The organism is Parabacteroides sp. PM6-13 (genome assembly GCF_029892605.1).
Classification (GTDB): Bacteria; Bacteroidota; Bacteroidia; order Bacteroidales; family Tannerellaceae; genus QVMG01.
Genome location: NZ_JARXWF010000015.1, coordinates 49,402 through 62,856 on the forward strand (window position 1 = coordinate 49,402; position 13,455 = coordinate 62,856).

The 13,455-nt window shown below is 50.0% G+C and carries 6 protein-coding genes, 1 tRNA gene and 1 pseudogene; 6 read left to right on the plus strand and 2 right to left on the minus strand.

The features are described 5' to 3' along the window. Window positions 1-17 precede the first annotated feature (17 nt). Window positions 18-253 (plus strand): annotated as a pseudogene (locus tag M2134_RS13445) (transposase); the annotation flags it as partial. A gap of 80 nt (window positions 254-333) precedes the next feature. Here the strand turns inward: M2134_RS13445 and M2134_RS13450 are convergent. Both M2134_RS13450 and M2134_RS13455 read right to left on the minus strand, forming a co-directional pair. Then, window positions 334-409 (minus strand) — tRNA-Lys (locus M2134_RS13450). Window positions 410-485: 76 nt separating this feature from the next. Further along, window positions 486-1,631 (minus strand): AI-2E family transporter, encoded by a 1,146-nt coding sequence (locus tag M2134_RS13455; RefSeq protein ID WP_280751572.1) that lies wholly within the window; start codon window positions 1,629-1,631, stop codon window positions 486-488. A 59-nt stretch (window positions 1,632-1,690) separates the two neighbouring features. On the opposite strand from M2134_RS13455, the gene dacB reads away from it, so the two are divergent. The 5 genes from dacB to M2134_RS13480 all read left to right on the plus strand — a co-directional run bounded on the left by dacB (window position 1,691) and on the right by M2134_RS13480 (window position 13,397). Further along, on the plus strand, window positions 1,691-3,163 hold the full coding sequence (gene dacB / locus M2134_RS13460; protein ID WP_280751573.1) for a D-alanyl-D-alanine carboxypeptidase/D-alanyl-D-alanine-endopeptidase: 1,473 nt from the start codon (window positions 1,691-1,693) through the stop codon (window positions 3,161-3,163). A 781-nt stretch (window positions 3,164-3,944) separates the two neighbouring features. Continuing rightward, window positions 3,945-4,886, plus strand: a complete 942-nt coding sequence (locus M2134_RS13465; protein ID WP_280751574.1) for a FecR family protein — start codon at window positions 3,945-3,947, stop codon at window positions 4,884-4,886. A gap of 505 nt (window positions 4,887-5,391) precedes the next feature. After that, window positions 5,392-8,604, plus strand: a complete 3,213-nt coding sequence (locus tag M2134_RS13470) for a SusC/RagA family TonB-linked outer membrane protein (protein WP_280751613.1) — start codon at window positions 5,392-5,394, stop codon at window positions 8,602-8,604. Between the two features lie 12 nt (window positions 8,605-8,616). Further along, the gene (locus M2134_RS13475; protein ID WP_280751575.1) at window positions 8,617-10,554 is read left to right on the plus strand and encodes a RagB/SusD family nutrient uptake outer membrane protein; all 1,938 of its coding nucleotides are present in this window, start codon (window positions 8,617-8,619) and stop codon (window positions 10,552-10,554) included. 26 nt (window positions 10,555-10,580) lie between these two features. Next, the gene (locus M2134_RS13480) at window positions 10,581-13,397 is read left to right on the plus strand and encodes a glycoside hydrolase family 2 TIM barrel-domain containing protein (RefSeq protein ID WP_280751576.1); all 2,817 of its coding nucleotides are present in this window, start codon (window positions 10,581-10,583) and stop codon (window positions 13,395-13,397) included. Window positions 13,398-13,455 lie beyond the last annotated feature (58 nt).

The window sequence follows — 13,455 nt, forward strand, 5'->3', positions numbered from 1 at the left end:
CTTGTTAGCCACCTCCGAAAAAAGTAGCCCTCACCCGTTTAGCACGCTGGTATAATGTTATCGAAGAGTCAGGCTTTGAGCATTTGGAACAGTGATGCGCTCTGTGCAAGCACACTACAAAGCCATATTAAACTTCTTTGATAGAAGAGCAACCAATGCCTCGGCTGAATCCTTTAATGCCAAGATCAAAGCTTTTAGGTCTGTGCTTAGGGGAGTAAACCATATCCCATATTTTTTATTTAGACTCAAATAATAGGGGGGGGGATCCGCGCGCGCCGCCCGCTTTACGCGGATTTAGACACACAAAAAAAGCCGCTCATCGAGCGGCTTTCATGGTGATTTGCCTGGGGTTCGAACCCAGGACCCCATCCTTAAAAGGGATGTGCTCTACCTGCTGAGCTAGCAAATCTCCGGATGCGTTATGTTGTGAACGCGGGTGCAAAGGTAGGAGTATTTTTTTATTCTGCAAGTTTTTGCACGGTTTTTTATTCTGTTTTTTTTATTTCTTCTTCCTCGTCGGGCTCCGGAGTGACTATTTTGGCGTACTCTTCGCCCTCCATTAGGATGAATCGCCGGTAATAAGAGAGGCATAGGGTGGTGAGGGGTAATGCGACAATAAACCCAATAAATCCTAATAGGGTTCCCCATATAGAGAGGGATAATAGGATGAATGCCGGATTGAGTCCCATCGCCTGCCCCATGATCTTCGGGACAAGAATCAGGTCCTGTATCACCTGCACAATGCCCAACACCAACAAAGAGAGGCCAAAGATAAGCCAGAAGCTCTGACCGGTCTCAGCCGACCGGAGAAGGCTAAGCAGTATCATGGGAATAATACCGATCGTTTGCAGGTAAGGAATCAGGTTAAGCAGCCCGATAAAAAGCCCTAACGTCACCCCCAGGGGGAAGTTGATGATCCGGAATCCGATAGCCAATAACACGCCTACGCAGAGTGCCACGAGGGATTGCCCGCGGAAGTAGCGGTTCATGCTATATTTCACATCATCTGCCAGCCCTTCCACAAAGGGACGGTATTTGTCGGGCACCAACAGTCGCCAGCTATTGGCAATCTTCTCGTAATCCAACAGGATAAAGATGAAATAGAGCAATATCACAAAAATAATGGTGATACTAAACAGGACGGAGAAGGTATTGGATAATAGGTACCAGAGCTTCGGTGCCAACTGTTTGATCGCGTTCAGGATGTTATCCCGACTCAACAGAGTCATCCATTCATCGATATTGATATGCTCCTGGAGATAGTGTAGCCAGGCCTCCGGAATAAACGGAATGGTTCGCCCCTCCAGGTTGTAATTACGAAAAAGCTCCAAGGTCTTCTCTGTCTCTTGAGCAATAGAGGGCACCACCAAGACCGTCAACAACGCCAATAATCCCGCCATCAGGAGAAGCACCACGGCGATCGACAGGATCCGGCTTTTGAAACGCAGCTTATATTGGATAAACTTCACGATGGGTTGTAATAGATAGGCAAAAAGCCAGGCCACCAGAAAAGGCAACAGGGCATTCTTCAATACGGACAACAGATAGATCACAGCACCTATAATAACAAGACTAAAGACGATGCGTACTACCCGGTCGAATGTGTAGGGTTTGTTGAATATTGGATTCATATATTATTTCACTATCTTCGCTTTTGACAAAGATAAAATAAAGTGGAAAAGAAACACTCATGCGAAAGAAAATTATTACACTCTCCTATCTGATTCTCTCTTTCTCCGCGCTGGTCGCACAAACGCCTTTGCCTATTCGCCAATTATTGCAGGCCGATTATATGCAGGGCGCCTCTTTTTCGTTGAAAGCGGTAGAGGTAAAAACAGGCACCACGCTCTATCAATACGAAGAAGAGCGTGAGCTTATTCCGGCTTCGGTGATGAAGCTCGTAACGACTGCCACTGCCCTGGAACTATTGGGTGAAGAATACCGCTTCCCGACTTCGCTTTCATACGACGGTGAGCTGCGTGATGGCATCCTCCATGGTAATCTATACATCGAAGGAAGTGGTGACCCCACGCTGGGATCCACCCATTTCTCTTCCGACCGCACTCGCTTCACCGCCGATCAGCTCGCCTTCCTCTCCCCTTGGGTGGAGGCTATCCGCCAGGCCGGGATACGTGAGATCCGTGGCGCGGTGGTGGCCGACGAGAGCTATTTCGACCTGGAGGGTATATCGCCCAGGTGGCTTTGGGAAGATCTGGGCAACTACTACGGAGCGGGCAGCTACGGCCTGAATGTGTTCGACAACCTCTTTTACCTCACGCTATCGACGGGAAACGTCGGGAGCCGCGCCACGGTTCTCTCAGAGGAGCCGGTCATGCATCTACATTATCGGAACGCATTGACCGCGGCAGCCATCACGACCGACAGCGCGTTTATACAAGGAGCGCCCTTCTCGCAGGAGCGTTCGCTGACGGGCCTATTACCCGCCAACCGTTCGCGTTATGTCCTGAAAGGCGACATACCCGATCCGCCCCATTTTCTGGCACAGCTGTTCGCCGACCGCCTTCGAGGAGAGGGCATCACCATAAGCGAAGCGGCCTCCTCCTGGCGGCTACTCACCCAATCCGGTCGATGGAATGGGCAAAAACGGACACCGCTGACCACCACCTACTCCCCGATGTTGCGGGAAATCATCCGGGTTATAAACCACAGAAGCCATAATCTCTACGCCGATGCTTGCCTGAAAGCCGTAGGGGTATCGGACAGCTCCCACCAACCCCGCTCCTCTTTTGAAAAGGGGATCCACCGCACCCAACAGTTCCTCCGGGAAAAAGGGATCGACGACCACGCCTTATGGATGCACGACGGAAGCGGGCTCTCGCCCTTCGATAAGCTCTCCGCCACGTTTCTGACCGACCTGCTCTGTTATATGGCCACCCAATCGCCCGTGTCCGACACCTATATCCACTCCCTACCCACCGCCGGACGGGAAGGAAGCGTCGCCAATTTCCTGCGCGGCACTCCCTTAGAAAACAAAACACGCCTAAAAAGCGGCAGTATGAGTCGCGTCAAAGCCTATGCCGGCTACATACAAAAAGATGGCAAACAATATGCCATCGCCCTCTTTGTCAACAACTACAGCTGCGAAGGTCGCGACATGACCCGCGCTTTAGAAAAGATGTTGGTGGGGTTGTTTGCTTTTTGAGGGGGAAGGGGGGAGGAGACTTCTTTAGGTTTGGGAAGATTTGAAAGGAGAAAGGGGAAAGGGGAAAGGAGAAAGGGGAAAGGGCGTCTTCAGATATTGTAAGGTTGGAATATACTGAAGTCCGGAAGGACTTATACTTGGATAACCCCGTGCAAGCCGTTAAGGCGAAGCTCGGGGTTGATAGTGTCGTAGGAATGAGCTCCGTAGGGGCTCAACAGTTGACCTCCTACGGAGCTCATTATATATATATATTACGTCGACCCCGAGCTTCGCCTTAACGGCTTGCACGGGGTTATCCAGGTTGAAGCCCTTTCGGGCTTTCTAATACCTTCCCATCCCCTCCGATTTGAAGAAAAAGCCCGATACCATCTGTGCCAACCTTTCCTATATCCTATTTCCTTTCTCCCTTCTCCCTTCTCCTTCCACTTTCCTCCTACATGAAGATCCGCATCCATCAGAGTAATCATATTAAATCAAACCAATCACATCCGGAAAATCCCAAAATCAGCGTATTGCTCCCTTCGGAAGCGAACGTTGTTTCCTGGTTCAAGACGTATTATCATTTTGCTTTACGCTTCGCTAAGCGATTTACAAATTGTCAAAATCGACCGACTATTTTTCCGAAAACGTAGGGGTTTTTAAAATTAGTCCCGCGAGTAACACTTTTTAACGTATCATATTGTAAAGCAAAATGGCGATTTTGCTTACATTTTGTATTTTAACATTTCGTCTACTAGTAGGTTCCATCTTTGAATCGTTTTATATAAAACAGAGAAAAAATATGGATCCAAATAAAATACAACAATACATCGAGGGAAAGGCCTCACAGGAGGAGCGGGAGGACATTGCCCGCTGGATAGATCGCGACGAAAAGAATCACGAGGAGTTTCGTCTGCTTCGCAACCTGTACGATGCCACCTTGTGGAACGATACGGAGGCTCCGGCAGCTAAACTTCCGACACACAAAAGAGGACTATCAATCGTGCGCGAATTATTGAAAGTGGCAGCCGTATTCCTGATTGCTTTCGGCTTGTACACCTGGCTACTTCCTGTGAGAAAGACGGCAGAGGAAGAATCGCTTGCCATGAAAAGCCTCTATGTGCCGGAGGGACAACGGGCCGAGATCACCCTGACCGACGGCACCCACGTATGGCTGAATGCCCAGACGCACCTCTCGTTTCCGGAGCGCTTTACGGGCGATACACGACAGGTTGTTTTAGACGGCGAGGCCTATTTTGACGTTACACCCAACAAAGAGAAGGCATTTATCGTGCATACCAACCAATACGATGTAACGGTGCTTGGCACGGAATTCAACGTAAAGGCCTACACCCATACCGGCTATTTTGAGACCTCGCTGATCGAAGGATCGGTAGAGGTGAGCTCTTCCGCCACGAAAGAGTCGCTTTTGCTCACGCCCGACACCCGCGCTTATACGCAAGACGGCCGTTTGGAACAGGCACACAACCTCAACCACGATCTCTTCCTTTGGCGAGAAGGGATTATTGCTTTCGAAAACGAGTTGGTGAAAGACCTGTTCAAGCAATTGGAGCTCTATTACGATATTGAGATCGAAGTCAGAAACACCTCGATCCTAAACTATCTCTATACCGGTAAGTTCCGCACGAAAGACGGGGTAGAACATGTGCTCCGGGTGTTGCAGCTACGCCATAAGTTCACTTATGAGAAAGACAGTGATGCCAATAAAATTATCATCTACTAATTATTCACCTCAAAATAATATTGCCTATGAGAAATACCTGATCAAAAAAAAGATAACCGGAAAGTGTTCGCACCACTCCCCGGTTAGGTAAAAAATCGACACCGAAAATTCATTAAATTATTTAGTATCAACTTTATTACATGACAAATGTATGGAAAAAAAAGAAACTTTTAAAATCCATTTACTATTTAAGCCACCTTTTAAACGAGTCATACGAAAAATGAAAGCTACAGCCATTTTACTACTCCTTGTCGCTTCAAGCATTTGGGCTACGGAAACCCATTCGCAAACTACAAAGGTCACGCTTCATGCCGAGAACGCAGCCGTACGTGATGTGCTTAAAGAAATCGAAAAACAAACCGATTATCTCTTTATTTACAACCCGCAGGAGGTGGTTCTTTCCGGATCGACCTCGCTGGTGGCAGAAGGGAAGATCGTCGCCGAGGTATTGAATGATCTTTTTGCCGGCACAGACATCTTCTACGCGATGGAAGGCGCCAACATCATGCTGATGAAACGCCCCAAAATGTCGATCCTGCAAGCCGAGAATAAAAAACAAATCACCGGGAGTGTTGTTGATGAATATGGCGAACCGGTCATCGGTGCCAATGTGGTGGAAAAAGGCACCACCAACGGCACGACCACCGATATCGACGGCAACTTCTCGCTACTGATCACAGAGCATGCCATTTTGCAGATCAGCTACATCGGATATATCGCCCAGGAGGTAGCCGTAGGAGGAAAAAATAAAATCGATATCACCCTACGAGAAGATGCCCAGACATTGGATGAGGTGGTGGTGATCGGCTATGGAACCATACGCAAGAAAGACCTGACAGGTTCCGTATCGCAAATCCGCCCGGACGCGCTGGCCAATGAGGCACCTAAAACGGTACAGGATGTATTGCGAGGAACAGCCGGTCTGAACATCGGTTTCAGCAACTCTGCCAAAGGGGGTGGATCGATGAGCATCCGCGGACAACGATCGGTCTATACCGATGGTGGTCACAACGACCCGCTCATCATCCTGGATGGTATGATGTTCTATGGAGAACTCTCTGAAATCAACCCCAACGATATTGCCCAGATCGACGTATTGAAAGACGCCTCATCGGCCGCCGTATATGGAGCCAAGGCTGCCAACGGGGTCGTGATCGTCACCACCAAGAAAGGGAAATCGGAAAAACCGGTCATAAACTTCAGTGCCAACGTAGGATGGACCGCTATGGCCGATAGCCGAAAAGTATACGATCCGGAGGGCTACCTGAACTACCGCACCGATTTTTATACAACCGATACCTATGGCGTCAATCCGTCGACCGGTAAATACGAAGCCTACCAGACAGGAAACAGACCCGCGGGTTATTATGATCGTCCGACGAATAACAACCTCAATAAATATGGACTGACCCTGGATGCCTGGAGAAACCAGACCACACAAGCCGACGGAATGAGTATCGACGAGGTATGGGGACGACGCATCGGACTAAATGCCAGCGAGGTTACCCTGGCTAATTTCCTGGCAGGGAAAACATTCGATTGGTATGACCATTCGTTCCAGACAGGATTCAATCAGGATTATAACGTCAGCGTTAGCGGCATGAGCGAAAGAGTCAACTACTACTTCTCACTGGGTTATATCTCCAACGAAGGTGTAGTGCGTGGCAATGAATATAGCGCCATACGCTCTAACCTGAAGCTCGATACCAAGATAACCGACTGGTTTAGTGTAGGTGCCAACGTTAACTTCCAGAACCGTTCGGACGGTGATATAGCCACCGACTGGTACAATCAGATCACAAGCAACAGCCCATTTGCCACTCCCTACAACGAAGAGGGCGAACTGGTGCCACATCCACAGGGAGAAAATGCTTACTGGAAAGGGTATAACTTCGACTACGACCGTCAGTATTTAGACCTGGAAAAGGGATTTACCGTATTAAACTCCATCCTGACAGCCAAACTGACGCTGCCGCTCGGCTTCACCTATTCGTTTAATGTTGCCCCTCGTTTCCAGTATTTCTACGATCGTTACTTCAGATCGTCTGAGCATCCCGACTGGCAGGCAGAGACACAAGACCGGGTGATTCGCGAACAAAGCAAGCGCTTCGACTGGTCGTTGAACAACACCGTTACATGGGACTATACCTTCGCGCAGAAGCATCACACCATCCTCACCTTAGTGCAAGAGGCGGAAGAACGCGAATCGTGGGCAGACCGCGTCATCGCCCGTAATATCCTGCCTTCCGAAGCGCTCGGCATACATGCCAATGCCAATGCCGACAAAAACCTAAGCGAGTTCAAAGCCACCGACACCCGCGAGACAGCAACCGGTTATCTGGCACGCCTGTTCTATTCCTACGACGACAAATACATGGGGACCTTCTCTTTCCGTCGCGATGGTTATTCGGCATTCGGCACAACGAATCCGTATGCGAACTTCCTCTCGGGCGCTCTGGCATGGACATTCACCAACGAAAATTTCTGGCAATGGGATCATGTGTTAGACTCCGGTAAATTGCGTGTTTCGTTTGGGCAAAACGGTAACCGAAGCCTCTCCGATCCCTATATCGCGTTAGCCAATCTGGCCTTAGGCAATTATGCGCAAGGGTATATCAACGCCTCTAACAACACCTTGATGGACATGAAATACCTCTTTGTTAACCGCCTGCCTAATACCGGCCTGCAATGGGAGAAGACCACCTCGTGGAACGCCGGGTTAGACCTTAGTTTTCTGCGCGGGCGCATCAATGCCAGCATGGAATACTACATCATGCCCACAACAGACATGATTATGAATCAGTCGCTGCCTAACTTCACCGGATTCAGCTCCATCACGACCAATCTGGGGCGGGTTGAAAACCGGGGCGTTGAGCTTTCGATCAACACGCGCAATATCGAGAATGAGAACTTCAACTGGACAACCTCTTTCTCCTTCTCCTTCAATAAGAACGAGATCAAAAAGCTGTATGGAGAATATGAAACCAGTATAGACGCTGCCGGCAATGTCATCACCAAGGAACGGGATGATATCAGCAATAAATGGTTTATCGGACACCCTATCAATGTAATCTGGGACTATGAGGTCACCGGTATCTGGCAGAAAGATGAAATAGAAGAAGCCGCCAAATACGGACAAAAACCGGGTGATCCGAAAGTAGCCAACCACTACACAGCCGACGACCGGGTAAACGCCGACGGAACCACCACGCCTGTTTACAACAACGAAGACAAGCAGTTCCTGGGCGAAACAGTTCCTCCTATTCATTGGGCCATGCGTAACAGCTTCACCCTCTTTAAGAACTGGAATTTCTCTTTCAATCTCTACTCCTATATGGGGCACAAGAGCCAGGATGGCAACTACCTGAATAACGACAACGGGTATTCACAGATCACCAATTGCCAGAATCTCTACAGCAAGGAGTATTGGACAGTCGATAACCCCACGAACAAATATGCCCGCCTCTCGGCACAAGGTCCCACAGGACTTACCGCTCCGAACCGGGTGATCAACCGTTCGTTTATTCGTCTGGAAAACATCTCACTGGCCTACAATGTTCCGGCCACACTCCTGTCTAAGATACATATCCAGAATGCCAAGATCTTTGCTACCGTACGCAATGTCGCTACCTGGAGCAAAGAATGGGAATACGGAGACCCGGAAACAGGCAATATCGCACCGAGAACTTATTCTTTAGGTTTAAATGTAACTTTTTAAAAAGAACAAATCATGAAATATACTAGAAGCTTATTCAAACTATTGACGGGAGTCGCTTGTATATCCGCGCTTCTTACGGGATGTTCCGATGATTTTCTGAAACCGGATCCCCTCTCTTTGTATGAACCGACAGCCACATTCAGCACGGTAAAAGGGTTAGATGCCGCCCTGGCCTCAGCCGACAAGGCGTTACGCGCTTACTGGACCAATACCGATCCGATCGACCTCATGTTGCCTCTGATGAGTGAATACCTATTCTCCGATCTGACCGTAGCGGGCAAGACCGACGATGCGGCCGCCTTCTGCGACATCAACGAACGTTTCACACCGACCGATGGCTGGTACAATTTCGACCAAAATCGCCTGGTTATTTTCTGGGGAGAGACCTATAACGGTATTAAGTATGCCAATACGGTCATCAGCTATATCGACAAGGTAGAGGGATTGAATGAGAGCACCAAGAACGAATACCTTGGTCGCGCCTATTTTCATCGTGCCTATCGCTATATGAACCTCTGCTTCCAATTTGGCGATGTTCCTTTCGTATCCAAAATCATCGAATCACCTAAGCAAGATTATAAGAGCACCAAACGGGAAGCGATCATCAAGCGACTGGTACAGGATATGGAGTTTGCCGTACAATATGTGCCCGATCAAAAAGATATGACCTATATCGGTATGATCAATAAAGGCGCTTGCCGTCAATTATTGATTAAGTGTTATTTGGCCAACGGAGATTTTCAGAAAGCCAAAGAGCAGGCGGATATCCTGATCGGACAATCCGGCTATAGCTTGATGGAAAACACCTTTGGCACCTTCTCGAACCCTTACCCCAAGACCTGGAACATCACCAACAACGTGATCTGGAACTTGCATCAGGGAGGCAACAAGGCGATCGCTGCCAACAAAGAAGCGATTCTCGTTATGCCTAACCGCTACGGAACAGAGTCCGGTATCCGCACCCGTACCATGCGCAACCTGGTACCGCGCTGGAATGCCGACGAGATCAAAACACCCGACAACGTAAGAGCCGTGGATAATTTCGCCTTGAACAATGTGAATTACAAAGAGGACCTCGACTTCAATCATACCTTCGGACGTGGACAGGCAGTTGTTCGTCCTACCTACTTCGCTGAGAACACCCTGTGGTATGTGAATGGCATCAACGACGAGGGAGACCTGCGCCACAGCCACACCGTAGGCAACTGGGCACGTATGGAAGACTTGCGCTATAACCGTCCGGATACCAAATACCATGGCGAGAATGTACGCTATAGCTGGACAGACGAAAACGGTAACACCAAGATTCTTTGTTCCGACACCATTCGTTGCTGGTTCGACTGGCCGCACTATAAACTATGGTCTGAATCACCCGAAGACGATGCACCTTCGGCTAACCAATACAACGGAGGCGGATACGCCGACTTCTACTGCTATCGCCTGGCAGAGACCTACCTGCTTCGTGCCGAAGCTAAGTATTACCTGGGTGATGCCTCGGCTGTCGACGATGTCAATGCCGTTCGCCGCCGTGCTAAATGCCAGCAGCTCTATACCACGGTGACGATTGATGACATCGCAGATGAGCGTGCTCGCGAACTCTATATGGAAGAGTGGCGTTTCACTGAGTTGAGCCGCATCTCCTACTGTCTCGCTCTTAGTGGCAAGCCCGACAACGAAGGGAAAACCTACGATAAAAACCGCCTGCACGAAGATAGCTTCTGGTTCCATCGTATCACCAACTACAACAACTATTACAACAAGGATACCGGTGCTAACATCAGGGGTCGCAAATACACCATGGGCAGACACAACATCAACTGGCCTATTCCGCAATCGGCCATCGATGCCAATCGTCTGGGACAGCTTAGCCAGAATCCCGGCTACAGCGGCTATGATCCGAATGTAGAGAAGTGGGAGACTTGGGAAGAGGCGGTAGCTGACGAGAATTAATCCATTTAATACATATAGAATAACACATGAGAAAAAAGATGATTCTTTTCCTGTTTCTTTGCCTAATAGGTAGCATCACACAGGCACAGGAAACGAAAAAACAGACACTGCCCCATTCTTTGGCAGCAAGTACAGAGAAAATGATGCTATCCGGCTCTTGTCCTGACGACAATGTCACGTGGGATTTCTTCTGTACCGCTGGCCGAAAAAGTGGGGAATGGACGACGATTCGAGTGCCCTCCTGCTGGGAATTGGAAGGCTTCGGTGAGTACAACTACGGACACGATAGGAATAAAGCCTCTGAAAAGGGGCTCTATCGCACCTCTTTCACCCTGCCTGCCGACTGGAAAGGCAAGCGGATCTTCATCGTTTTCGAGGGATCGATGACCGACACGAAGGTGCGCGTCAACGGCAAGCAGGCGGGCGATATCCATCAGGGATCGTTCTACCGCTTCAAACGGGAGATCACCCACCTGGTATCCCATAAGTCGGAAAACCGCCTGGAGGTGGAGGTAAGTAAAATGTCGTCGAACGCCAGCGTGAACAGTGCGGAGCGCGAGGCGGACTTCTGGATCTTCGGCGGTATCTTCCGCCCGGTCTACCTGGAGGCACAGCCCAACACCTTTGTGGAATACACCGCCATCGATGCCCAGCAAGACGGGGAGATACGCCTGGAGGCCTTCCTGAATCGCGAGGTGGCCAACGCGGAGATACAGGTCGATCTGTTCGATGCCCAATCGGGTAAGAAGGTGGGCGATTTCCAAGCGGCCTACCCCACAAAGACGAAACAGCTCATCGCCTCATCGCAGATCGCCGGGGTGACGCCCTGGTCGGCCGAAGACCCGCATCTCTATCACGCGGTGATCACCGTCAGCCAAAAAGGGAAAGCCCTTCACACCCTCCGCGAACGCTTCGGATTCCGCACCGTTGAGGTGAAGGAGCGCGATGGTGTCTATGTGAACGGGCAGAAGATCCGTTTCAAGGGTATCAACCGCCACTCGCACTGGCCTACCACCGGACGCAGCGTAAGCCCGGAGCAGAACCTCAACGACGTGAAGCTGATCAAGGAGATGAATATGAACGCGGTACGTATGTCGCATTACCCACCCGACAAAAACTTCCTGGAGGTATGCGACTCATTGGGACTCTATGTGATCGACGAATTATGCGCCTGGCAAAGCCCTCCCTACGATACGGGTGTAGGCACCATCCTATTACACGAGATGCTGAAAAGGGACATCAACCATCCCTCTATCATCTTTTGGGCAAACGGTAACGAAGGGGGATTCAACTTCGACCTGGATCCGATCTTCCCACAGCTCGATATTCAGAAACGTCCGGTATTACACCCCTGGGCGCTCTTCTCGGGCATCAATACGATACACTATATCACCTATCACTCGGGCATCCGGGATATGTTCAACGGACGGGAGATCTTTATGCCGACAGAGCTGATCCATGGGCTCTACGATGGCGGACATGGCGCGGGACTGGATGATTTCTGGAACCTGATGCTCTCCAATCCGCTCTCTGCCGGGATGTTCCTGTGGGACTTCGCCGATCAGGCCGTGGTGCGCACCGACAAAAACGGTCTGTTGGATACCGACAAAGACCATGGGGCGGACGGTATTGTGGGACCCTACCGCGAGAAAGAGGGCAGCTTCTATACGGTCAAAGAGATCTGGTCGCCCATCTTTGTGGAGAAGAAATATATCACCCCCGCCTGGGATGGCACGTTGCGGATCGAGAACCGCTATGACTTCACCAATACCCGCGATTGCTCCTTTAGCTATCGCCTCGTGCGCATCAATTCGTTGGAAGGAGAGAAGGAAGAGAAGAGGGGCACAATCGACGCTCCCGCCATCGATCCCTGGCATAAGGGTGACCTCAAGATTGCCCTGCCTGACGACTGGAAGAGATACGATGTACTGTACCTAACAGCCAAGGGACCTAAAGGAGAAGAACTGTACACCTGGAGCTTCGAGTTGACCTCGCCGGCCTTCTTTGCAGAAAGGATACTGGAGACGATACCGGCCGGAGCGTCGAAGGCTACAGCCACAGAAGAGGATTCCTATTATCTCCTCTCGGCAGCAGGCATCCGGGTGAAAATCGACAAGAAGAGCGGGTTATTGAAAGAGGTCGTAAACGGAAAAGGGCTTATTCCGCTGACCGACGGACCGGTCTATATCACCGAAAGGGATGTCGTATGCAAGGAGGTTGCTTTGACCACGGCAGACGGCTTGCCACGAATCGATGTGGTGTATAACTACCAGCGGGGTGGCGAAGCCTATCGTTTTTTCTGGGTGATGCAAGACAATGGGGTGCTTCAGCTCGACTACGGCTACCGTCCGCAAGACGATATTGAGATGATTGGTATCACCTTCCGCTTCCCGGAAGAGGGAGTAAGCGGAGCGAAACTGATGGCCAACGGTCCCTATCGGGTCTATAACAACCGATTGAAAGGAGGTATCTTGGATGTTTGGGAGAAAGAATACAACGATGCCATCACCGGCGAGCGATGGATCTATCCCGAGTTCAAGGGCTATTACTCCCTGTTCTATGGCATGAGGCTACTTTGTCCTACCCCGTTCGAGGTCTACTGCGCTTCGGAAGACATTTCGCTCCACCTGTTTACACCTGCCATACAGCAACAGTACAGTGTGGAAAGAAACTTCACCTTCCCCAAGTACCCGGAAGGGAATATCTCCTTTATGGATGCCATTCCGGCAGTAGGCACCAAGTTCGGCAAGGCAGAGAACTTCGGGCCACAGTCGCAAAATCATCGGTTTAAGATCTACGGATCACCCAACCTGAAAAATAAGATCTATTTCAAGTTTCATTGATTTCAAAAAAACCGGGCGGGATGTATCATCGCCCGGTTTTTTTCTTTGCTAAATAATT